The 23,263-nt window shown below is 64.8% G+C and carries 18 protein-coding genes; 6 read left to right on the top strand and 12 right to left on the bottom strand.

The genetic code is table 11. The features are described 5' to 3' along the window. Nucleotides 1–28: 28 nt before the first annotated feature. On the bottom strand, nucleotides 29–1,018 hold the full coding sequence (locus tag AC0YKC_RS18275; RefSeq protein WP_488512053.1) for an AraC family transcriptional regulator: 990 nt from the start codon (nucleotides 1,016–1,018) through the stop codon (nucleotides 29–31). A 142-nt stretch (nucleotides 1,019–1,160) separates the two neighbouring features. Here AC0YKC_RS18275 and AC0YKC_RS18270 point away from each other — a divergent pair, with 142 nt between their 5' ends. Together AC0YKC_RS18270 and AC0YKC_RS18265 are read left to right on the top strand one after the other, a co-directional pair. Next, on the top strand, nucleotides 1,161–2,996 hold the full coding sequence (locus AC0YKC_RS18270; RefSeq protein ID WP_488512052.1) for a monovalent cation:proton antiporter-2 (CPA2) family protein: 1,836 nt from the start codon (nucleotides 1,161–1,163) through the stop codon (nucleotides 2,994–2,996). Nucleotides 2,997–3,006: 10 nt separating this feature from the next. After that, nucleotides 3,007–3,555, top strand: coding sequence for a DUF924 family protein (locus AC0YKC_RS18265; protein ID WP_488512050.1), 549 nt, complete (start codon nucleotides 3,007–3,009; stop codon nucleotides 3,553–3,555). 10 nt (nucleotides 3,556–3,565) lie between these two features. Here the strand turns inward: AC0YKC_RS18265 and folK are convergent, their stop codons facing one another. From folK to folP, 3 genes are read right to left on the bottom strand one after another with little or no spacing between them, the layout of a single operon-like run. Next, the gene (gene folK / locus AC0YKC_RS18260; protein WP_488512049.1) at nucleotides 3,566–4,078 is read right to left on the bottom strand and encodes a 2-amino-4-hydroxy-6-hydroxymethyldihydropteridine diphosphokinase; all 513 of its coding nucleotides are present in this window, start codon (nucleotides 4,076–4,078) and stop codon (nucleotides 3,566–3,568) included. Continuing rightward, the gene (folB, locus tag AC0YKC_RS18255; RefSeq protein WP_140642958.1) at nucleotides 4,062–4,421 is read right to left on the bottom strand and encodes a dihydroneopterin aldolase; all 360 of its coding nucleotides are present in this window, start codon (nucleotides 4,419–4,421) and stop codon (nucleotides 4,062–4,064) included. The genes folK and folB overlap by 17 nt, the downstream gene beginning before the upstream one ends. Nucleotides 4,422–4,423: 2 nt before the next feature. Further along, the gene (gene folP / locus AC0YKC_RS18250) at nucleotides 4,424–5,278 is read right to left on the bottom strand and encodes a dihydropteroate synthase (RefSeq protein WP_488512048.1); all 855 of its coding nucleotides are present in this window, start codon (nucleotides 5,276–5,278) and stop codon (nucleotides 4,424–4,426) included. A gap of 84 nt (nucleotides 5,279–5,362) precedes the next feature. Here folP and AC0YKC_RS18245 point away from each other — a divergent pair, with 84 nt between their 5' ends. Both AC0YKC_RS18245 and AC0YKC_RS18240 read left to right on the top strand, forming a co-directional pair. Further along, nucleotides 5,363–5,983 (top strand): DUF922 domain-containing Zn-dependent protease, encoded by a 621-nt coding sequence (locus AC0YKC_RS18245; protein WP_488512047.1) that lies wholly within the window; start codon nucleotides 5,363–5,365, stop codon nucleotides 5,981–5,983. A 200-nt stretch (nucleotides 5,984–6,183) separates the two neighbouring features. Further along, nucleotides 6,184–7,659 carry an MDR family MFS transporter gene (locus AC0YKC_RS18240; protein WP_488512046.1) on the top strand — a complete coding sequence of 492 codons (1,476 nt, stop codon included), beginning with the start codon at nucleotides 6,184–6,186 and terminating at the stop codon, nucleotides 7,657–7,659. Nucleotides 7,660–7,879: 220 nt separating this feature from the next. On the opposite strand, the gene AC0YKC_RS18235 is transcribed toward AC0YKC_RS18240, so the two are convergent. From AC0YKC_RS18235 to AC0YKC_RS18225, 3 genes are all read right to left on the bottom strand, one after another. Next, nucleotides 7,880–8,911, bottom strand: a complete 1,032-nt coding sequence (locus AC0YKC_RS18235) for an NAD(P)/FAD-dependent oxidoreductase (RefSeq protein ID WP_488512045.1) — start codon at nucleotides 8,909–8,911, stop codon at nucleotides 7,880–7,882. 325 nt (nucleotides 8,912–9,236) lie between these two features. Then, nucleotides 9,237–9,557 carry a 2Fe-2S iron-sulfur cluster-binding protein gene (locus AC0YKC_RS18230; RefSeq protein WP_127253704.1) on the bottom strand — a complete coding sequence of 107 codons (321 nt, stop codon included), beginning with the start codon at nucleotides 9,555–9,557 and terminating at the stop codon, nucleotides 9,237–9,239. 99 nt (nucleotides 9,558–9,656) lie between these two features. Continuing rightward, the gene (locus AC0YKC_RS18225) at nucleotides 9,657–10,025 is read right to left on the bottom strand and encodes an Hpt domain-containing protein (protein ID WP_320295805.1); all 369 of its coding nucleotides are present in this window, start codon (nucleotides 10,023–10,025) and stop codon (nucleotides 9,657–9,659) included. A 301-nt stretch (nucleotides 10,026–10,326) separates the two neighbouring features. Between AC0YKC_RS18225 and AC0YKC_RS18220 the strand changes: the two genes are divergently transcribed. Continuing rightward, nucleotides 10,327–16,743 (top strand): coiled-coil domain-containing protein, encoded by a 6,417-nt coding sequence (locus AC0YKC_RS18220; RefSeq protein ID WP_488512044.1) that lies wholly within the window; start codon nucleotides 10,327–10,329, stop codon nucleotides 16,741–16,743. Between the two features lie 89 nt (nucleotides 16,744–16,832). Here AC0YKC_RS18220 and AC0YKC_RS18215 read toward each other — a convergent pair whose 3' ends face one another. From AC0YKC_RS18215 to AC0YKC_RS18200, 4 genes are read right to left on the bottom strand one after another with little or no spacing between them, the layout of a single operon-like run. Beyond that, the gene (locus AC0YKC_RS18215; RefSeq protein ID WP_320295807.1) at nucleotides 16,833–17,486 is read right to left on the bottom strand and encodes an ABC-type transport auxiliary lipoprotein family protein; all 654 of its coding nucleotides are present in this window, start codon (nucleotides 17,484–17,486) and stop codon (nucleotides 16,833–16,835) included. 37 nt (nucleotides 17,487–17,523) lie between these two features. Continuing rightward, a complete protein-coding gene (locus AC0YKC_RS18210; RefSeq protein WP_488512043.1) occupies nucleotides 17,524–18,897 on the bottom strand; it encodes an MlaD family protein in 1,374 nt (457 codons plus the stop codon). A gap of 14 nt (nucleotides 18,898–18,911) precedes the next feature. Further along, nucleotides 18,912–19,724, bottom strand: coding sequence for an ABC transporter ATP-binding protein (locus tag AC0YKC_RS18205; protein WP_488512041.1), 813 nt, complete (start codon nucleotides 19,722–19,724; stop codon nucleotides 18,912–18,914). Between the two features lies 1 nt (nucleotide 19,725). After that, the gene (locus AC0YKC_RS18200) at nucleotides 19,726–20,910 is read right to left on the bottom strand and encodes an ABC transporter permease (RefSeq protein WP_488512040.1); all 1,185 of its coding nucleotides are present in this window, start codon (nucleotides 20,908–20,910) and stop codon (nucleotides 19,726–19,728) included. A gap of 77 nt (nucleotides 20,911–20,987) precedes the next feature. Between AC0YKC_RS18200 and dgcA the strand changes: the two genes are divergently transcribed. Then, nucleotides 20,988–21,971: an N-acetyl-D-Glu racemase DgcA gene (gene dgcA, locus AC0YKC_RS18195; protein ID WP_488512039.1), complete on the top strand. Its 984-nt coding sequence runs from the start codon at nucleotides 20,988–20,990 to the stop codon at nucleotides 21,969–21,971. Here the strand turns inward: dgcA and AC0YKC_RS18190 are convergent. Next, nucleotides 21,942–23,156: an MFS transporter gene (locus AC0YKC_RS18190; RefSeq protein WP_488512038.1), complete on the bottom strand. Its 1,215-nt coding sequence runs from the start codon at nucleotides 23,154–23,156 to the stop codon at nucleotides 21,942–21,944. The genes dgcA and AC0YKC_RS18190 overlap by 30 nt on opposite strands. Between the last annotated feature and the right edge of the window lie 107 nt (nucleotides 23,157–23,263).

Here is a 23,263-nt window from a genome sequence, read left to right as displayed (position 1 = left end):
AGACGAGTCCTTTCGGATGATATGTATCCTAAAATCCGAAATTCATGTCAATTCGTCCGGAAATTGTGCGACGCACAACGCCCGGCGAGACGTTGGTGATGCGCTTGAACGCGCGCGCGAAGGATGCCTCGGAATCATAGCCCAAACGGGTGGCGACCTCGGCGACGGACAAGCCGTCTTGGCCCAGCAACTCCCGGGCAAGCTGCATGCGCAGACGTGCGAGATAGCGTGCGGCACCCTCCCCCAACATCGCGCTGAAGCGCTCGGCGAAAATCGAGCGCGATTGGCCTGCCAGGGTTGCGAGGCTTTCGAGCGTCCAGTTATGGCCGGGGTCACGGTGCATTGCTGCCAGAGCGCGTCCGATATGAGGGTCGCGGATGGCGGCGAGCCAACCTGTGGTCGAGGCTCCGGTGCAATTGACCCAGCAGCGGATAAGCCGGGCTGCCAGCAAGTCCGCCATGCGCGACAGAATAGTGGCGCTGCCCATCTGCGGTTGCGCGGCCTCGGCCGTCATGGCCGCCAGCAAAGGACCAACGACCGGGTCATTGCCAGCCACGTCGCACCCCTTGATGATCGGCGGCATCAACGTGATCAGCGGGTTAAGCGCACAGGCGCCCAAGGTCATGGAGCCGCAGAAAAGGGTGCTTGTCGCGCCCGTTCCTTGCCGCACCACCTCGCAGACATTGCTCCCCAACTTGGTCACCTGGCAACCTTCGAGCGAATCGCCAGCGACGTCTGGCGCACTGGCCAGCCGGTGGGCGATGCCTTGCGGCAGCAGCACCAGATCGCCATCGCGCAACTCCTGCCAGCCTTCCGCATCGGTATGGATCCAGCACGGACCCTGGCCGACAAAGTGAAAGCGAAGCAACGGCTGTTGCGGAAACGCGATGCTCCATGGATGGCGCAGCTCGCAGCGGCCATAGTTGACGCCACTCAAGCGAAAGTCTTGCAGGACTTCGCTGAGCGCATCCATCGGGATATAAGTCGCCGGCGACGGCCGGGACGAATAGTCAGGCATTGGCGTGATATAGATGCCGAACGTCCGGCAGGCAAGCGGAGGCCGCTTCAACGGCCGCCTACCCGACCTGGCAGGCCCGCTGCCCTTGCCTCCCGCTCCCGGTGCATGCAAGGAGTGCTTCGAGACAACAGGGAAGGCAGGCATGGCGGTTGAAGGCTCGGGCAGCGATCTGGTGCAGGTGGTGGCGCTGCTCGCCGCGGGCGTCGTCGCCGTGCCGATCTTCAAGCGCATGGGGCTGGGTTCGATCCTCGGCTACCTCGCCGCCGGCGTGGTCATCGGCCCGTTCGGCCTGCGCGTCTTTTCCGAATCGGGATCGATCCTCCATGTCGCAGAGCTCGGCGTCGTCATGTTCCTGTTCATCATCGGCCTGGAAATGCAGCCGTCGCGGCTCTGGGGGCTGCGTCGCGAGATCTTCGGCCTGGGTGCCTTGCAGGTCGGCGTCTGCGCCGTGCTTCTGACCCTGGTCGGACTGGCCGGAGGCTTTCCCATCGCGCAGTCCTTCGTCGCCGGCGCCGGCTTCGTGCTGACCTCGACGGCGATCGTCATGCAGTTGCTGGAGGAACGCGGCGAGATCGCCGCGCCGAAAGGCCAGCGCATCGTCTCGATCCTCCTGCTCGAAGACCTGACGATCGTGCCGCTGCTGGCGCTGGTGGCGTTCCTCGCGCCCGGCGGCGCCGAAACCAGCCTTTCGGAGCGGCTGATCGAAGTCGGCATCGGCATCGCGGCGATCGTCGGACTGGTCGTGGCCGGCCGTTACCTGCTCAATCCGCTCTTCCGCATCCTGGCCGACGCCCGCGCCCGGGAAGTCATGACCGCCGCCGCGCTGCTTGTGGTGCTGGGATCGGCCCTGGCCATGCAGCTTTCCGGCCTGTCGATGGCGATGGGCGCCTTCCTCGCCGGCGTGCTCCTGTCGGAATCGACCTTCCGCCACCAGCTCGAAGCCGATATCGAGCCGTTCCGCGGCATCCTGCTCGGCCTGTTCTTCCTCGCCGTCGGCATGTCGCTGGACCTTGCAGTCGTGGCCCAGAACTGGCGGCTCGTCGCCGTCTATGTCGTCGCCTACATGGTCATGAAAGCTGTCGGCATCTACGCCGTCGCGCGTATTCTGAAGAGCAGCCACCGCGAGGCGCTCGAACGCGCCGTCTTCATGGCGCAGGGCGGCGAGTTCGCCTTCGTGCTTTATTCCTCCGCCGCCGCGGTCGGCATCATCGATGGGCAGGCCAACGCCACGCTGACCGCCATCGTCATCATCTCCATGGTGCTGACGCCCTTGGCGATCATTGCGCTGCGTTACCTGACCCCGCGCGACGAGCAGTCCCTCGATGGCGTCGACATCGCCGATGGCCTCACCGGCAGCGTCTTGATCATCGGCTTCGGCCGCTTCGGCCAGATCGCCAGCCAGCCGCTCTTGCTGCGCGGAATGGACGTCTCGATCATCGACAACGAGGTGGAGATGATCCAGGCGGCGGCCGATTTCGGCTTCAAGGTCTATTACGGCGACGGCACGCGGCTGGACATCTTGCATGCGGCCGGCGCCGGGCGCGCCCGGGCCGTCCTGATCTGCGTCGACAAGCCGGACGCGGCCGTGCGCATCGCCCAGCTGATCAAGGCCGAGTTCCCTCTAGTCACCATCCTGGCGCGCGCCTTCGACCGAGGCACCGCGCTGCAGCTGGTGCGCGCCGGCGTCGACTATCAGATGCGCGAGACTTTCGAATCGGCGCTGGTCTTCGGCGGCTCCGCCCTGGAGGCGCTTGGCGTCGATCCGGAAGAAGTCGCCGAGGTCATCGAGGATGTGCGGCGCCGCGACGAAGCGCGCTTCGAGACGCAGTTGGCCGAGGGCGTGCGCGCCGGCCAGCGCTTCCTCAAGGGCAACATCGGCACGCCGATCCCGACGCCGCTCACCCAGCCGCGCCGTGCCGGCCGGGCGCTGAACCAGGAAACCGCGGTCGTGCTGAACAACGCAGAGACCAAGAACTGAAGGGCAACGCATGGCAGAGCTCGATCCGCGAGCGCTTTCCGTTACGAAATTCTGGCGTGATGCCGGCGAGGACGCCTGGTTCGAAAAGAGCGACGCCTTCGACACGGATTTCGGTAACCGCTTTCTGGAGCTGCACTACGCCGCCGCGCGGCGCGAATGCGACGACTGGAACGCGCATGCCGAAGGATCGCTGGCGCTGATGATCCTGCTCGATCAGTTCCCGCGCAACTGCTTCCGCGGCACCGGCCACATGTGCGCAACCGATCCGCTGGCCAGATACTTCGCCGACAGGGCGATCGCAGCGGGCCAGGATATGGAACTGGAAGAACTGGTTCGCGTCTTTCTCTATCTGCCCTTCGAGCATTCCGAATTGCTGGCGGACCAGGAGCGGTCGGTGCAACTCACAGCCGCCAAGGCGCCCGACTACCTGAAATATGCCGAGGAGCATCTCGAGATCATCCGGCGCTTCGGACGCTTCCCGCATCGCAACCGGATGCTCGGCCGCGCGACGACCGCCGAGGAGCAGGCATTTTTGGACGGCGGCGGTTTTTCCGGCTGAGCAGCCGGCTTTACCCAAGCCACCATTCGCGGCCGGACGGCAGCCGCTCGATGCCGGAAATATCGACGGCGCCGAGCCGTTCCGACACGCTCCTGCCGGCGACCGAAAGCCCCGGCGCGATCTCGGCCAAGGGCGCCAGCACGAAGGCGCGCTCCAGCATGCGCGGATGCGGCACTTCGAGCCCGGTCTCGTGGATCACCCGGTCGCCGAACACCAATATGTCGATATCGATCAGGCGCGGGCCCCAGCGCTCCTCGCGCACGCGCTTCAATCGCTTCTCGACATCGAGGCAAAGGTCGAGCAGCGCGCGTGGCGAAAGCGTCGTCTCGATCGCGGCGGCGGCGTTGAGGAAATCGGGTTGGTCGAGCTTGCCCCAGGGCGGCGTACGGTAAAGCGAGGAGACGGCGGTGATACGCGTCGCGTCGTCGCCATCCAGCATACGCAATGCCGCGCCCATGGACTTCGCCGGGTCGCCGAGATTGCCGCCGAGACTGAGGTAGACAGCGCTATTCTGGCCAGACAACGGTCACCTCGACGTAATCGAGCACGCCAGGCACCGGCGCGTTGGGTTTGCGCACGGTGATCTCGGCCTTCCTGATCTGCGAAAACCTGGCCGTCAGCGCCTTAGCGACCTCCAGCGCCAGCGCCTCGATCAGGAAGCGGCGATGTCCTGTCACGATCTTCTCGATGACCGCGAAGGCGACGCCGTAATTGACGGTATCCTCGATGGAATCCTCCGTCAGCGGACGGCTGGGTTCGACCGTCAGTTCGGCATCGACATAGAAACGCTGGCCAAGCGTCTCCTCCTCGTCCAGCACGCCGTGGCGGGCGAAGAAGGCGCAGTTCTTCATGCGGATGACGTACATGATCAGTGTCCGGGAGGAAGCTCGGTTTCGCGGGCAAGCATAGCATCGGTGACCGCCAGCGCATCCACGTTGATTGCGACATCGTGGACGCGAAACAGGTCGGCTCCCTTCAAGCGAAGGATGACACTGGTAGCCGCCGTGCCGGCTGCCCGGTCGGCGGGCTCGCGCCCCGTCGCGTTGCCTATGAAGCGCTTGCGCGAGGTCCCGGCCATCAACGGATAGCCGAGCGCCTGGAGCTCGGAAAACCGCGCCATCAGGTCGAGGTTTTCCTCCGCCGTTTCCTTGGCGAAGCCGAAGCCGGCATCGAGCACGATCTGGCTGTCGGCGACCTTCGCGGCGTGCGCGATCTCCAGCGATTTGCGCAGGAAGAGGAACTGGTCCTCGATCACGTCGGGCAGCTTCTGCCGTTCGCGCCCGGTATGCATGATGACGAGCCCGGCGCCGGTCTCAGCGGCGACGCGCGCGATGCCCGGCTCGCGCTGCAGCCCCCAGACGTCGTTGACGATATGGGCGCCGGCGGCGACGCCAAGCCGAGCGGTGTCCTCGCGATAGGTGTCGACCGAAATCAGCGCCTCGCCGGAAGCGGCGAGCGCCGCGATGACCGGCAGCACGCGCGCCTGCTCTTCCTCGGCCGAGATCGGGGCGAAACCCGGCCGCGTCGATTCCCCGCCGACATCGATGACGGCGGCGCCCTCTTTCACCATGCGGCGCGCCTGCTCCAGCGCCTTTTCAGGCGCGATGAACAGCCCGCCGTCCGAAAAACTGTCGGGCGTCACATTGAGGATGCCGACGACGACCGCCTTCGGACCGAGGTCGAGATAGCGTCCATGCGCCAGCTGCCATCGCCTTGTCGTCATTGTCCATCAACCATGCGTGATCCGCGCGAAATCAATTTCGTTGCGCTGGCGACGGCCCTAAAGCAAGGTGCGTGAAGAGGCAATATGATGAAGCGACCCCTGCTCTGCGCCCTGATGCTCGCCTTGACCGCCATGCCGGCGGGCGCGGCCAATCTGGTCAAGACCTACAGCTATTTCAGCGTCGGCGGCCGCACGCTCGACGATATCCAGAACCAGCTGTCGAGAAACGGCCCCGAGGTGAAGAGCACCGGCTCGCGGCATCCAGGCGCCACGCAAATGGCCTTCACCACCCGCATCAGCTATGCGCAAGGCGCGGACTCTTGCCGCATCGCTGACGCGGTCGTTACCGTGAAGGTCAAGGTGATCCTCCCCGAGTGGCGGCGCCCGCGCAAAGCCGACCCCGATGTCAGGCTGTTCTGGGACACGCTGTCGGCCGACATCAAGCGGCATGAGGAGCGCCATGTCGAGATCGCCAAGAACCATGCGCGCGCGCTCGAGGATGCGCTGAAGGCCGCTCCTGTGCAGAAGACTTGCGAACAGGCGAAGGTGAAGGCCGCCGCGATCCAGGCAGAAGAGCTCACCAGGCACGACCAGGACCAGTTGCGCTTCGACCGGGTCGAGAGCGTCAATTTCGAAAGCCGTATCCTTCGGCTGATGCGCTACCGCATGGAGCGCGTTGAAGCCGGCCAACTGCCGCCGCCTTGACCTGCGGGAGCCCAAGGCCAATCTCACCCAAACATGGTGCCAGATCGCAAAAATTTTCGAGCGGCGGTCGAAATCGGCCTATATCGAACGACATATAGCGGTTCGAAACACCCCGGACCCTCATCCGCGATGGGAATGAACGGCGCGACCGGCCAAAGCCGTCTTGGCGCGCCAGGCATCAGCCTTTGAAAGAATGACGCATGGACCAGACCGTCGAAACGATGGCGGCGAAAGCCGCGCCGATGAGCGAGAGCGAGAAGAACGCCATCATCGGCGGCGTGCTGTTATCGATGCTGCTGGCGGCCCTTGATCAGACCATCGTAGCTCCTGCCCTGCCCACGATCGCTCGCTCGCTCGGTCATGCCGAGTATCTGCCGTGGATCGTCACCGGCTATCTTTTGACCGCGACCGCCATGGCGCCGCTCTACGGCAAGATTTCCGATGTCTACGGACGCCGTCCGGTCATCTACGCCGCCATCCTTGTCTTCCTGCTCGGGTCGCTGGTCAGCGCGCTTGCTCCCAACATGCTGGTGCTGGTCATTGGCCGCGCCATCCAGGGCGCCGGCGGCGGCGGTCTCTTCGCGCTGGCCCAGACGGTCATCGGCGATCTCGTGCCGCCGCGCGAACGAGCGCGCTATGCAGCCTGGATCTCCGGCACCTGGGCGGTCGCCAGCGTCGCCGGTCCGCTGCTCGGCGGAGTCTTCGCCGAGCACCTGCACTGGTCGCTGATCTTCTGGATCAACCTGCCGATCGGCTTCCTGGCCATGGCCATCATCAACAATCCGCTGAGGAAGCTGCCGATCGCGGCCAAGAACCACCGCATCGACGGCCTGGGCGCGGTGCTGCTGGTCATCGCCACGTCGCTGCTGCTCCTGGCGCTCAACTGGGGCGGCAGCGCCTATCCCTGGTTCTCCCGCGAAATCCTCGGGCTGGTCGCCTGCTCGGCCGTGTTCTGGGCCTTCTTCGCGCTAAGGCTGCTGAGGGCAGCCGAGCCTTTGATCTCGCTGGAAGTCCTGAGCAACCCGATCGTGCTCGCCGGCACACTATCGATGTTCCTGCTGCAGGCCGCCAACATCGGCGCGTCGGTCTACCTGCCGGTCTATCTGCAATCGATCGTCGGGCTTTCGGTCAGCGAATCCGGCACCGCGATGCTCGGCCTCCTGCTCGGCACGGTCGCCGGCGCGACCTTCAGCGGCCGCATGATCCCACGCTTCGTCCACTACAAGCGCATCGCCATGATCGGCGTCAGCCTGGCCATTGTCTGCATTGGTCTGCTCAGTGCCATTGCCGAACACGCCTCGCTGCTCGAGGTGGAAATCCTGACCACTCTGATCGGCCTGGGCAGCGGAACCACATTCCCGGTTGCCACCGTCTCGGTCCAGAATGCCGTCGATCGCGCGCATCTCGGCGTCGCGACGGGCGTGCTGACCTTCCTGCGCACGCTGGGCGGCGCGCTCGGTGTCGCCATGCTTGGCGCGGTTGCGCTCGGCTACGGCCTGCCGCTCTCCGCAGAAGGCTCGCAGACGCATATTCAGCTGGCATCGGCGTTGCCGTTCGTGATGATCTTCGTCGCCGCCGGCATCACGCTCGTTCTGACGCTTGTCGCGCTCTTCCTGATGCCGGAAAAGGAATTGCGCGGCCGCGAAGAGCATGCCGCGCCCGTGCTCGCGGAGTAGACTCATCTGCGGCGTGTTGAGGTATGTCGAGATTCAGGTCAGGCCGAGTCGAGAATGGTGGCTTCCGAGAACCGGCCTACGCCGGCCGTAGCCTTCATAGAACGGAGACACTTATGAGGGCTTCGGCCGGCGAAGGAGCGGAGCGTACTTTAAGTACGTGAGCACCGGAAGCGCAGGAAGCTGCCGTTCGCAGGCCGGCCTCACCTGAATACGGCGTACCTCAGTCGTGGACGCCGAGCTTCTTCTGCAAGCTGGTCGACGAGGTCGTGTACTGGAAGACTATGCGCTCGCCCGGGCTGACGATGCGCTTGGCGGCCTGCGCCATCAGCGCCACCTCGTGGAAGCCTGACAGGATCAGCTTCAGTTTGCCGGGATACCAGTTGATGTCGCCGACGGCGAAGATTCCCGGGACCGACGTCTGAAACTTCTCGGTATCCACCGGGATCAGATTCTCGTGCAGGTTAAGGCCCCATTCGGCGATCGGCCCGAGCTTCATGGTGAGGCCGAAGAATGGCAGCATGCGGGTGCACGGCACCTCGACGTCGCCGCCCGGGCCGCCCTTGATGATCGCTGAAGCAAGCTGACCGTCGGCGCCGGCAAGGCCGCTGACCTGGCCGACCAGGAATGCGAGCTGCTTCATTTCCTGCATGGCATACATCTTGTTGACGCTGTCGGGCGCGGCCCGGAATTCCGGGCGGCGATGAACCAGCGTCACGCTTTTGGCGATCGGCTGCAGGTTGAGCGTCCAGTCGAGCGCCGAATCGCCGCCGCCGACGATGACGAGGTCATGGCCGCGGAATTCCTCCATGCGCCGGACGGAATAGAAGACGCTCTTGCCTTCATACGCCTCGATGCCCGGAATGGGCGGGCGCTTGGGCTGGAACGAGCCGCCACCGGCGGCGATCACCACCACCTTGGCCTCGAACATCTCGCCTTCGTCGGTCGCGACGCGAAAGGTTCCGTCCTCGAGCTTTTCCAGGCTCGACACCATGCGATTGAACGTGAACTCCGGCTTGAACGGATGGATCTGCTCCATCAGCTTGTCGACAAGGCCTTGCGCGGAGATCGTCGGCCAGCCGGGAATGTCGTAGATCGGCTTCTCCGGATAGAGCTCGGCGCATTGCCCGCCGGGACGGTCGAGAATGTCGATGAGATGGCATTTCATGTCGAGCAGGCCGAGCTCGAACACGGCAAACAGCCCGATCGGCCCTGCCCCGACAATGAGAACGTCCGTCTTGATGGTCTCGCTCATGCGCTGCGCCCCTTTTTGGGAATGAAGCGAGACTGCATGAGCTATCGCCTGCTGCCAAGCAGCCAGCGCGAAAGAAAATTTGGAAGGTGATTAAGGTGTGTCGAGATTCAGGTCAGGCCGAGCCGGAGTCGAAGACGGGCGCGAAGCGACCAAACTGGGCGGGTTCCGAGAACCGGCCTACGCCGGCCGTAGCCTTCATGGAGCGGAGACCCTTATGAGGGCTTCGGCCGGCGAAGGCCGGAGCGGAGCGTACTTAAACTACGTGAGCACCGGAAGCGCAGGAACCGGCATTTGCAGGCCGGCCTCACCTGAATATCGACGCACCTTAACCCTGGCGTTCGGGGACCCGAACGATTAGCCCATCGAGCGCGTCGCGCACCTTGATCTGGCAGGAGAGACGCGAGTTCGGCTGGACGTCATAGGCGAAGTCCAGCATGTCCTCTTCCATCGCCTCCGGCTCGCCGACCTCGGCCGTCCATGCTTCATCGACATAGACATGGCAGGTCGCGCAGGCGCAGGCGCCGCCGCATTCGGCTTCGATGCCGGGCACCGCGTTGCGGATCGCGTTTTCCATGACGGTCGAGCCGTTTTCGGCCTCCACGTCAAACCGGGTCCCGTCATGGGCGATGTAAGTCAGCTTTGTCATTAAGTCACCTGAGGAGTCGCAGCCGAGATAATCACTCCACCGGACAAGTCAACTGCGGCGCGAAAGCGCCACGAAATGACGTTTTTCAAAAAGATGGTGCTAGCGGCTGATCCCGGCGATGAAGTCGCGCACTTCCTCGATCAGCGTGCTGAGCCTCTTGAGCGCCCGGACGTCTTCCGGCTGACTTTCGATGATCGCCGCGCAATCGGCCACCGCAAAGGCGCCGATGCCGCGCGCCGAGCCCTTCAGGCCATGCGCTAGGAGCACCCTTTGCCTCGCGTCGGCGTCGGCGATCTGGTCGCGGACGGTGAGCGACTGGTGGACGAACAGCGCCAGCACCTCGCGTTCGAGGTCGCGGTCACCCATCGTCTGGCGCGCCAGATGGCCGAGATCAACCGGTCGGGCTCCAGCCGTTCCGGAGGCATCTCCCCCCGGCATGGAAAACGCAATACCACTTTCGCCACGCATACGCACTGCAACTCCATAAAGCGGGCAGACGGGCCCAAGAAAATAGGCGACACCGGTCGCCAACGGGTTAACGACTGCAGGCGAAAAATGTTGTCACGGAGGCAGTCGGATCACGTCTCCGTTAACCTTATATTTAAAGTTTTACGTATCGCCCGGAATGCATGTTTTCTTTACCCCTGTGTGTCATTACGATACGAAGGTCCATTTTTCAGCCTCCTGCTCGGGATAGACAAGCCAGAATCGGGCCAGAATCAGGCCAAAATCATAAGTCCCGCGGCAGCTAGTACAGGGTAGCGAAGGCATGGCTAAGAAACCAACGACGACCAAGTCTCTCGAGAGTGACGTAGCCGCGGAACTGGAAAAGGCGCTTGACCTTGACCTTGACGGCGACGACGGCGGCCTCGACATGGCGGCGTCGATGGAGGACCTCGAAGCGCAGATTTCGGCGGCAGCCGACGAGTTGGCGCGCGAGGGCCGCAGCCAGAGGACCGAGCCGGCAAACAATCCCCAGCCTGCCACCTCCCAGGCTCCCAGGGCGCCAGCGGCCAAGCCTGCCGAGTTGCGTCCGGTCGAGCCGCGCAATGGGCAGTCGACCGGCTTTACCCCTCCCGCAGGTTTCACGCCCGCCAATGACGACCGCCAGAAGGACTACAAGACGCTGCTGCACAGCCTCAACCGGCGTGCGTCGAGCACCGTCTACTGGGTGATCGCCTTTATCTCGCTGGCCTGGATCGCCGGCGCCGGCGGCCTGGCCAACCTGTTGTTCGGCCCCGGCATCTGGAAGATCCGTACCTTCGACCAGTTCTTCGCCCGTCCAGAGCTGATCGGCCTTGCGGTTGCCGCGATCGTTCCGGTCATCCTGTTCTGGGCGTTTGCCGCCATGATCCGGCGCGCGCAGGAAATGCGCATCGCCGCGCAATCCATGACCGAGGTCGCCTTCCGCCTTGCGGAGCCTGAAAACCTCGCCCAGGACCGTGTCATGATGATCGGCCAGGCCGTTCGCCGCGAGGTGGCGGCCATGGGCGAAGGCATCGAGCGCACCCTGGCCCGAGCGGTCGAGCTCGAAACGCTTGTCCACGGCGAAGTCAGCCAGATCGAACGCTCCTATTCCGAGAACGAAGCCCGCATCCGTTCGCTGGTCGATGGTCTCGGCAGCGAGCGCGAGGCGGTCGTCACCCATGCCGAGCGCGTGCGCGCCTCCATTGCCGGCGCTCACGAGACGCTGCGCGACGAGATCGGCGCGGCCAGCGACATCATCCGCGACTCGATCCTCAACGCATCGACCAAGCTGTCGATGACGATCAACAATTCCGGCGACACGCTGATCGATCGCATCAATGAAAGCTCGACGTCGATCTTCGATTCCGTGGAATCGCGCCTGGACAACATCACCGACCGTCTTTCGACTTCCGGCGAGGCTTTCGCGAGCCTCCTCGACACCCGTATCGCCAAGCTGACCGACACCACGGACGGCCTGACCCGTTCGCTGACCGACCTGCTCGACGACCGCACCCATGGCATGGTCTCGCTGCTGGGCGGCGCGGCGCGCACCTTGAACTCGGAGTTCGAGGCGAGCCTCAGCGGCATCGAACGGACGCTTGCCGAACGCGGCCAGGCGCTGATCAGCGAATTCCAGACCCGCGCCGAGGCGCTCGACACCGGCACGCAGAAGCTCAACGCCGCCCTCGAAGCGCGCGCCCGTCAGATCAACGAGACGATGGTGGAGCGCGCCAAGGAAATCGCCCACGCCTTCGCGGAGAGCAAGGACACGCTGTCGGCGATGATCGATCAGGGCAAGACCCAGATCGGCGCCGATATGGCCGACATCATCTCCTCGACCTCCTCCATGCTCGAAGCCCGCGCCACCGACTTCGCCGGGCGTATGGAAGCAGCCCGACATGTGGTGTCGCGCTCCTTCGATTCCGACATCCAGCGGCTGGCCGATGCCCGTGTCGGCATCGAGGAAGCCGTCGACAACCACAGCCGCGCGCTCTCGGAAAGCCGCGAACGCATGGCTGCCGCAATGCAGGAGGACCTGGCGAAATTCGCAGAGGGCCGCGCCGCGATCGATGCCGCCGTCACCAACCAGGTGCAGAAGCTGGCGGAAGGCCGCGGCCTGATCTCGCGTGCGCTGGAAGAGGATCTGCGCAAGGTCAACGAGTCGCGCGCCGCCATCGATGCGTCGCTGGGCAGCCATCTGGAGCAGCTCGAGGAAGGCCGCAACCGCCTGTCTCAGGCCATGAACGAAGACTCGGGCAGACTTGTCCAAGCCCGTACAATGATTGATGAAATGGTCGCCGGCCATGTCGGGAAGTTGGCCGAGGGCCGCAACATCCTGGCGCGCGCGCTGGAGGCCGATCTCGGCAAGCTGCAGGACAGCCGCGCCTCGATCGACGGCCTTGTCGCCGGTCAGGTCGAGAAGATCGCCGAGGGCCGCGCCGTGCTCGCCAAGGCGCTCGAAACCGACATCATCGGCATCCGCGGCTTGATCGAGACCCACTCGACCAAGCTCGCCGAGGACCGCGGCGAACTTAGCCGCGCGCTTGAAAGCGATCTGAGCGGCATCCGCGGCCTGATCGACAGCCACGCCGGCAAGCTCGCCGACGACCGCAGCCTGCTGTCGCAGACATTGGAAGCCGACCTCGCCAAGCTGGCGGAGAGCCGTTCCAGCATCGACGGGCTGGTCGCCGGCCAGGTCGAGAAGCTCGCCGAAGGCCGCGATATCCTCAAGCGCGCCCTGGAGGCCGACCTCAACACCATCAAGGGTGCCATTGCGGGACACTCGGACAAGATGCTGGAGGATCGCTCGCAGCTCTCGAAAGCGCTCGAAGCCGACCTGCAGGCCGTCAGCGGCGCCGTCGCCGATCACCAGAACAGGCTCGCGCAGGATCGCGCGACCTTGTCTAGCGCCTTGCAGGATGATCTGCAGAATGTAAGCGGCGCCATCGCCGACCATCAGAACAGGCTCGTCCAGGACCGTTCGGTGCTGTCGAAGTCGCTGGAAGACGATCTCGCCAAGCTGGCGGAGAGCCGTTCCAGCATCGACGGGCTGGTAGCCGGCCAGGTCGAGAAGCTCGCCGAGGGCCGCAATATCCTCAAGCGCGCGCTGGAGGCCGACCTCAACACCATCCAGGGCGCCATCGTCGATCATTCGCATAAGATCACCGGCCACCGCGCCGAGCTTTCGCGCGCCCTCGATGCCGATATGGCCAATGCCAGCGGCCTCATGCAGACCCATGCCGACCAGCTGTTGCAGAACCGCGCGACGCTGTCCAAGGCGCTCGAGGACGATCTTGCCAAGCTCGCCGAGAGCCGTTCCAGCATCGACGGCCTTGTGTCCGGCCAGGTCGAGAAGCTCGCCGAGGGCCGCGACATCCTCAAGCGCGCCCTGGAGGCCGACCTCGCCAAGCTTGCCGAAAGCCGTGCCTCGATCGACGGCCTTGTCGCCGGCCAGGTCGAGAAGCTTTCGGAAGGCCGCGACATCCTTACCCGCGCTCTTGAAGCCGACCTCGCCAAGCTCGCCGAGAGCCGCGCCGGCATTGACGGCCTTGTCGCGGGCCAGGTCGAGAAGCTGGCGGAAGGCCGCGATGTGCTTACACGCGCCCTTGAGGCCGATCTCGCCAAGCTGGCCGAAAGCCGTTCCGGCATCGACGGCCTCGTCGCCGGCCAGGTCGAAAAGCTCGCAGAGGGACGCGATATCCTCAAGCGCGCCCTCGAAGCGGACCTTCAAAAGCTGAGGGAAAGCCGCTCGGAGATCGACGACGTCATCGCCGGCCATGTCGGCAAGCTGTCCGAAGGCCGCAACATCCTGGCCAAGGCCCTGGAAGACGATCTCGTCAAGCTCGCCGACGCGCGCAAGGACGTCGATCGTTCGGTGTCCGGCCATATCGACCAGATCGCCGCCAGGAGCAGCGACATCTCGGCCGCCATTGCCGCCGACGTCGAGAAGATCGAGCAGGCCTTCAACCGGCAGACCGGTGTCATCGAGGAGCGCGCCGGCACCATGGAGCGTGCGCTGTCGACCGGCGTCGACAATGTCCGCGGCGTGCTGGAAAAGACCGCCGTGTTCGTGGCGGGCGCGTTGCGCGACAAGGTCATGGAAGTCACCAGCACCCTGCACGAGCAGGCCGGTGAGGCTTTCAGCGACGCCGACCGCAAAATCGCAGAACGCGCCGAGCAGACTTCCGCCGCACTGCTTTCCAGGGCCGAGGACATCGCCCAGGCCTTCGAGGCGGCGGACCGCCGCCTGCACGAGCGCGCCCAGGATACGTCCAATATGCTGATGGCGCGCGCCGACGACGCCTCGAACGCGCTGATGGCTCGCGCCGAGGAAACCGCCGACAAGCTGGCTGCACGCGCCGGTGACATCGCCAATACCTTCGATGCCGCCGACCAGAAGCTGGTTGCCCGCGCCGTCGAAACGGCGCAGTCGCTGGCTGCCCGCGCCGGCGACATCCTGCGCAACTTCGAGGGAGCCGACGAGCGGCTCTCGATGCGCATCACGGAATCGGCCGAAGCGCTGGCCGCCCGTGCCACCGATCTCGGCCGCATCTTCGACGGTGCCGACCAGCAGCTGATGGCGCGCATCGCCGAGGGTTCGGAAGCGCTTTCCGCCCGCGCCGGCGAAATCGGCCGAATCTTCGACGACGCCGACAACCGCCTAGTGTCGCGCATTGCTTCGACCAGCTCGACCATCGGCGAGCATGCCGACACGATCGTCGGTGCCTTCGCCGCCACCGAGCAGCGTGTCGCCGACCGTGCCCGCCAGACCGGGCAGGAGCTTGCCGTGCATGCCCGCGAGATCGAGCAGGCGCTGGCCGGCGCCGACGAGCGGCTGGCCGCAAGCGCCTCTGCCGCTGCCGCCCGCGTCGAGGACCAGGTCGCGAGCGTGGAAAACCGCCTCGCCTACACCGCCGAGACCATGGGCCAGAAGCTCAACGAGCAGGTCTCCAGCGCCGAGGCCCAGCTGATCGCGCGCGCCAACGTCATCGCAGAGACCTTCACTGCGGTCGGCCAGCATATTGGCCAGAGCACCAACGAAGCCGCCAAGACCATCGGCGCCAACACCCGCGAGCTCAACACCATGCTGGCGGCGCGTTCGGCCGAGATGGCCAAGATCCTCGACGAGACGGCCAAGCCGCTGGTCGAGCGCTTCGCCCAGGGCGGCTCCGAACTGCAGCGCAGTATGGAAGAAGTCACCGAACGGGCGGCCGAGAAGTTGCGCAGCGAGAACACGAACCTCGTCAACGCGCTGGCCAGCCGCACGGCCGAGACGCTTTCGGCCGTCGAAGGCGCTCGCTCCTCGCTTTCCGACAGCGTGGCCGATCTCATCGGCCGCATGACGACCTCCAGCGCGCAGCTCGGCCAGTTGATCGAGCAGGCTGCCGTCAACCTTGGCCAGGTCGAGGAGCGGCTCTCGGGCAGCACGCAGAGCTTCGCCACGACCACGGAGAAGGCCGCACAGACCTTCGCCAGCTCGGCGCGTCTGGTCGATTCCAACACGACGCGGCTCACCGACCTGTCCTCGGCGACGCTGCGCGAGGTGGCCTCGATCGCCACCAAGTTCGACGAGCACAGCCGCCTGCTCTCCAGCGCCTCGAATTTGCTCAGCTCCGCGCAGAGCAATCTCGAGCACACGCTGGAGCGTCAGTCCTCGCTGGAAGACCTCGCCGTCGGCCTGGTCAAGAAGTCGGAAGACCTCGAGAAGGTGATGCGTTCCTTCGAAAGCCTCGTCGGCCAGACGATGCAGACGGCGGAGGGCCGCACGATGGAATCGGCGGAAAAGATCCGCACCGCCATCGCCGAGGTCGTCGATTCGGCGACGCGTCGCTTTGCCGACGCGACCGAGGAGATGCGTCGCACCGCTGGCTCGATCAAGAGCGAGCTCGACCTGACCCGCGCCGAGCTGAAGAAGGGCGTCATCGAGATGCCGGAAGAGGCCAAGGAATCGACCTCGGCCATCCGTCGCGCTGTCGCCGAGCAGATCAATGCGCTCAAGGAACTGTCGGATATCGTTGCGAAATCCGGCCGCAGCGGCTCAAGCGAACAGAGCGAACCGCGCGGTCTGCGCCCTGCTCCGCAGGCGCCGGCCCGCGCCACCGAGCCGCCGCTGCGCCGTCCGCCCGCGCCGCAGCCACAGCCGCAACCACAGCCAACGGCTCGCGCTCCGCAGGCGCCGCTTGCAGAGACCACGCTGCGCGGCACGCTCGACCTGGAACGTCCCGCCGAGGCGCCGCGCCGCGATCCGAACGGCAAGCCCCCGCAGGGTGGCTGGGTGCGCGATCTCCTCACCAACGCCTCGCGCGAGGAAGAGCTGCGGCCGGCAGCGCCGGTGGAGGCGCCGCGCGCGACGCCTGCCCAGCGCTCGCCGCTACATGTCATGGAGTCGCTCAACTCGCTCTCCGTCGACATCGCGCGGGCCATCGACCATGACGCCTCGATCGAGCTCTGGAACCGCTACCGGCGCGGCGAGCGCGACGTGTTCACGCGTCGCCTCTACACGCTGAAGGGCCAGCAGACTTTCGACGAGATCCGTCGCAAGTACCAGGCAGAGGCGGAATTCCGCGCCGCGGTCGATCGCTACTGCGAGGATTTCGAGAAGTTGCTCAAGGATGTCGCGCGCAACGACCGCGACAACATCATGGCACAGACCTATCTGACGTCGGACACCGGCAAGGTCTACACCATGCTGGCCCACGCCAGCGGCCGGTTGCACTGACGCAGCCAAGCAGAATCGGAACTAAAAAGGCGGGTCTCGACCCGCCTTTTTCATGTCCATAAGTTGGATTGTCGGCCTGGCCGAGAGGCTCAGATCGCCGAATCCGTCCAGCGGACGATGTCCTTCGCCGCTTGGCCGAAGGCGTTGTCCAGCGCGCCGACGTAAGCCGCGTTGCCGCTGCCGGAGACCGGTGCGCTCGCGGTGAAATTCTTCGAAGCGCGCACCTCGCCGTTGCGGTCGTTCAGGATGCGCACGAACAGCTCGACTTCGGCATGCTCGCCGCCATTGACGCGCACCTCGAAGGCGCGCACCTCGACGATGATCTGGTAGTCGATCGCCAGCCCCTCGCCCGGCTTGCCGACGCCGGCAAAGCTGCCGGAGCGCTGGAAGGTTTCGGCCAGCCTCGCCTGCACGATCAGCGGCAGCCGGTCCGCCCATTGCGCGCCCTTGAGGAACTGGATCGACTGATCGGACGGCCGGATGACGATGTTCTGGCTGTCCAGAGCCTTCAGCGCCGATGGCTGGGCTATCAGGATCTGGCGGCGGCTGTGGGCATGCACGTCGACCGACGGCGCCGACAACTCGAACGTGTCGAGCGGCGTCGGCTTGCCGCCGAGGGCCGCGCAGCCGGCAAGCGAAAGCACCAGCAACGCTGCTGCGGACAATCTCAAACGACCCGCTACCACCCTGACCGACTTCACGCGTGATCCCCGTTGTCCCCGGATCTTACGATCAACCCGCATTCACGGTTTATTTTCTTGGCGGTCGCGGCGGCCGAAGTCAACGCCGTGCCCTTCCATCGAACTGCCGGACCTCGCCGTCGCCGCCGGACAGAATGCGCTGGGGGTTGCGGCTGAGGTCGGTCACCGCTTCCTCGATGCGGTTGATCGAGCGCCGGCTGTCCTGCACCAGCGCTTCGACATTCTGCAGACCCTGGCCGGAGAAACGCGCCAGATTGTCGGTGATGGTGCCAAGCCGCGCATTCAGCGTGTCGGCCACCTGCTTGAAGGATTTCAACGTCGCCCTGGCATCGGCCATCACGCCGTTGGCCTCGCCGGAGCCGAGGAGCTTGTCCACCTTGGCCAGGATGCCGTCTACGCGCACCGAGGCATCGTTGAGCCGCTGCGAGAGCTGGCGGGCATTCTTGATCGTATCATTGATATCGTCGGAACGGTTGGCGATCTTGTCGGTCACCTTGGCGATGTCCGAGGCCGCCTTGTCGGCGCTGGCGCTGGCCTTCTGGATGTTGGCCAAGGCGGCCTTGACGTCGGCCGGATCGATGCCGTCGAGCACGCCGTTGACCTTGGCCAGCGTCCCTTGCGTCTGCTTGGCGAAATCGTTGATCGAGCCGACCGCCGTGTTGACGTTGCCGATGACCGTATCGAACTGCTTCGAGGTCTCCTTCAGGTTCGCCGTCACCGTGTCGACATTGGCCACGATGCTCTTGATCTGGTCCTTGTCGACGGAATTGAGCAGGCCTTCGGCGGCCTTCAGCGTGCTGTCGAGGCGACCCGAGACATTCTTCAACTGATCGGAAAGCGAGCTGACGGCCGTCAGGAACTTGTCGATGCCGTCGGAATTCTTGGCCAGCGCGTCCGAGAAGGTCTCGACATTCTTGACCGTCTGCGTCAGCGGGCCGCGAACGTCCTTGGTGAAGCCTTCGAGCTCGCTCAGCACCTTGTCGGCGCGGGTGAAGATGTTCTGCGCCGTCTGCAGAAGGTTGGTGACCGCCGACGGATTGGCCGTTATCTCGGGGATCCTGCCCTCTTTCTCCGCCTCGTCGAGCAGCTTCACTTCCTTGGGGTCGGCGCCCCGCAGCTCGATATTGGCCTGGCCGGTCAGGCCGGCCAGGCCGATATCGGCCTGTGTCGACTTGGTGATCGGCGTCAAGCGGTCGATCTCGGTATCGGCGATGGCCACCGTCGGATTGTCGACGTCGATGTAAACCCGTTTGACGTCACCGACCTTGACGCCGTTGAACAGCACGAAACTGCCGCGGCCGAGGCCCGAGGCCGACCCTGGAATGCGCACGCGCAGCATGATCGTTTCACCTTTGTCGCCGATCGCCGCGGTCCAATAGACGAAGGCGAAGGCCGCCAGGATCGCGCCCAGTGTGAAGATGCCGACAATTACGTAGTTGGCTCTTGTTTCCATCGCCTCACTTATGGCTATGCGCGCGCCGCAAGATCAAGTTGCCGGGCACGTTTTCCGCGGAAATAGGATTTCACCCACGGCTCATCGCTCTTCAGCATGTCGTCGATCGTGCCTTCGACCAGCACCTTCTTCTTGCCGAGCACCGCGACGTGGTCGCAAGCGGTGAACAGCGTGTCGAGGTCGTGCGTGACCATGTAGACCGTCAGGTCCATAGTGTCGCGCAGCTTGACGACCAGCTCGTCGAACTCGGCCGCGCTGATCGGATCGAGCCCCGATGTCGGCTCGTCGAGAAAGACGATGTCGGGATCGAGCGCCAAGGCGCGCGCCAGCGCGGCGCGCTTGATCATGCCGCCGGAAAGCTCGGAGGGAAATTTCCGCGCCGCGTCGGCCGGCAACCCGACCAGCTCGATCTTGAGCAAGGCGAGTTCGTCCATCAGCGCCTTGGGCAGGTCGAGATATTCACGCATCGGCACCTGCACGTTTTCCAGCACCGTCAGCGCCGAAAACAGCGCGCCATGCTGGAAAAGGACGCCAAGCCGCATATCGATGCGCAGGCGGTCGGCGTCGCTTGCCTTGTCGACGTCGACGCCAAACAGGCTGATCGTCCCCGATTGCTTCGGCATCAGTCCCAATATGGTGCGCAACAGCACTGATTTGCCGGCGCCGGAAGCGCCGACAAAGCCGAGGATTTCCCCGCGCTTGATGTTGAGTGAAAGCTTGTCGAGGATCAGCTTGCCGTCTATGGCGACGGTGACGTCGCGCACCGAAAGCACGATTTCGTCGTCGTCCGTGTGCTCTGCTGCCGTGGCGCCGTTGCCGTTCGCCATTTCAGAACCCGATCGCTGCGTAGAACATGGCGAAAAGCCCGTCGAGGATGATGACGACGAAGATCGACTTCACCACCGACGCGGTCACGTGCAGGCCGAGCGACTCGGCGCTGCCGCCGACCTTCATGCCCTCGACCGACGCAATGATGCCGATGATCAAGGCCATGAACGGCGCCTTGATCAGGCCGGCAAAGATGGTGCTGAGATCGATGGCGACGCGCAGCCTGTCGATGAACGCGGCCGGCGGAATGTCGGAATAGAGCCAGGCAGCGACGATGCCGCCGCCAAGGGCTGCGAAATTGGCGATGATGGTGAGGCACGGTAGCCCGATCACCAGCGCGACGAGGCGCGGAAAGACCAGCACGCCGATCGGATTGAGGCCGATCACCTTCAGCGCGTCGACCTCCTCGCGCATCTTCATGGAGCCGATCTCGGCGGTGATGGCGCTGCCTGAACGTCCCGCGAGCATGATCGCCGTCATCAGCACACCGAGCTCGCGCAGGATCAGCACGCCGACCAGGTCGACGACGAAGATGTTGGCGCCGAAATAGCTGAGCTGGTAGGCGCCCTGCTGGGCGACGATGGCGCCGACGATGGCCGACATCAGCACCACCACCGGTATCGCGCCGACGCCCATGCGGTCGATCTGGTTGAAGATCGCGGCCGGATTGACCGCGTGGCCGCGGCCAAGCTTCATCTGCGCGCCGCGGATCGTGGCGCCGAGAATGTTCATCGAGGCGAAGAAATCGTCGCGCATCTCATAGACCCGCCGGCCGACCAGCTCCAACGCGCGCAGGATGATGTTGGGCGGCCCGGACGGGCCCGATTCGGGCTCGCGGCGAACCGCATCGCCGACCGCGCCGAGCAGGATCGAGGCGATCTCGCTCTGCCCCTGCAAATGGACCTCGACGCCCTTCTTCTCGAAGGCGCTGGCCAGTCGGTCGATCAGCCAGGCGCCGGCCGTGTCCATCTTTTCGATATGGGAAAGGTCGAGCATCAGCTGTTTTGCGCCGCGTTTTTGCTCGATCTTGCGCATGTCGGCATCGACCAACGCCACGGTTCGCGTCGTCCACACGCCGGAAAAGGCGCAACCCAGCACGCCTCCTTCCTCGCCCACGGCAACGCGCGGCCGGTGCTCGGCGTCCTTGGCCTCGCCGCTTGCTTCGCGTTTGCGGATGGTCAACATGGCGTCCTGTTTAGCGTGGCGGGACTTGCGTGTCGATTTGCCGGCAGACCGGTGTCGCACAGCCGGAGAAGAAAATTATGGCGCGTGTCATTTCGGTCGAAATGGAGCGATTCCCGATCGCCGGCACCTTCACCATCTCACGCGGATCCAAAACCGAGGCCGAAGTCATCACCGCAACGATCACCGACGGGGGACGTTCCGGACGCGGCGAATGCGTGCCCTACAAGCGCTACGGCGAGACCATGGAAGGCGTATACGCCGCTATCGAGGCGATGCGCGACCAGATCGCCGGCGGCATAAGCAGGATCGCGCTGCTTGATGCCATGCCGGCAGGCGCGGCACGCAATGCCATAGACTGCGCCCTGTGGGACCTGGAAGCCAAGCTGACCGGCACGTCGGTGGCGGCGACGATCGGGGCCCTTCCGGCCAAGCCGCTGGAAACCGCCTACACCCTGTCGCTCGCCACGCCGGAGGCCATGGCGGCGCAGGCGCGCGCCAATGCCGCGCGGCCCTTGCTCAAGGTCAAGATCGGCGGCGACAATGACATGGCCAGAATCCGCGCAGTAACCGAAGCCGCTCCCCAAAGCCGCATCATCCTCGATGCCAATGAAGGCTGGACGGACAAAAATGTCGAAGCGAACCTCGCCTTCGCCGCGCAGCATGGCGTCACGCTCGTCGAGCAGCCGCTGCCGGCGGGCAAGGACGACATCCTGCGCCGGATCGCGCATCCGGTGCCGGTCTGCGCCGACGAAAGCGTGCATGCCGCAAACGACCTCGATGCGCTGGTCGGCCTCTACGACGCCGTCAACATCAAGCTCGACAAATCAGGCGGCTTGACGGAGGCGTTGAAGTTGCGCGACCGCGCGCGCGACCTGGGTTTCGGTATCATGGTGGGCTGCATGGTCGGCACCTCGCTCGCCATGGCCCCGGCGGTGCTCCTGGCGCAGGATGCGGACTTCGTCGACCTCGACGGTCCACTGCTGCTGGCGCGCGATCGCGAACCTGGCCTTGTCTACCAGGGATCGGTCGTTTCACCCCCTGACAGGGTGCTTTGGGGCTGAGCGGGAAGCGAGGCCTATCAACACCATGCCGATGATCGCGATCGGGATCATCGCCCAGAAACCGTCGACGCCCAGGCGATCATAGAGCGGGCCCGAGGCGAGTGTCACCGCCGCCATGAAGAAGCCGTTGAAGAAATAGGCGATACCTTGCGCAGCACCGGTGCGTTCCTCGGAAACCGTCTCGCCGATCATCTTCTGCAGGCCGATCAACACCATCGCCACCGACACCGAATGCAGCGTCTGCACACCGAAGAAGCCGGCAACGCCCAGGCCGAGCGGCCAGACCAGCGGAAAGGCGATCCAGCGCACGATCGAACCGATACCGGCGATCACCATCACCCTGGCGACCGAGACGGACGCGAAGATACGGTTGAAAAACAGGAACATGCAGACTTCCGACACCACACCCCAGGCCCATAGCAGGCCGACGACGGAATCGCCGATGCCGATCGATTTCCAGTAGATCGAGACGAAGCCGTAGAGGAAGGCGTGGCTGGCGGTGATGATGCCAACGCCGAGGGTGAAATAGAGGAAATAGGCGTTGAACAGGCTCGGCGCCTTATGCTGCATCTCGGTGGCCGAAAGCGGCGAGGCCTTGCGCGGCCGCCCCATGCGCGGCGCCGCCAGCGCCGCGACCAGGGCCACGCCGAGCGCGACGAAGATGATGACCGGAACCGCCTGGGGGCCTGTAGCCGCAAGGATGAAGCCGCCCACGACATTGGCGCCGAGATACGAGACCGAGCCCCATTTGCGCATCGCCGTGTAGTTCGAGCCGAAGCGGCGCACGCCCGAGAGCGCCAGCGAGTCGGCCATCGGCGAATGCGGCGTCCACGCGGTCGTCAGCAAAAGCGACACGGCAAGCACGATGGCGTAGGTGGCCGGCAGGAAATAGCCGGCGGAGACGACCATGGACCCGGCGACCAGCGCGATATAGACGTCGGCGCGGTCCTTCGCGCGGTCGGCAAGCGCGGTCAGCATCGGCGTCGTCACGACGCGCAGAAACATCGGCGCCGCCAGGATGACCGCAATCTGCTCGGCATGAAAACCTTTCGCCTGCAGCCAGAGCGGAAAGTAAGGCAGGTGGGTGCCTTGCGACACGAACAAGGTCGCGAAGATCAGGCTCATGCGCAGTTCGAAATGGCTTGGCTTGACAAGCTGTTCGGGCGATAGCGGCGGCAGCGACATGAATCGATCCAATTTCGCTGCATTCTAGTCCATGCAACGTGTCCGATCCCTAACATGCGGCAAAGCGCGGCGGAACTGGCTGGACCAATCGATCAAGAGCAAAGTTG

The organism is Mesorhizobium sp. CNPSo 4661 (assembly GCF_057784215.1).
This window is presented reverse-complemented; position numbering and strand designations above follow the sequence as displayed.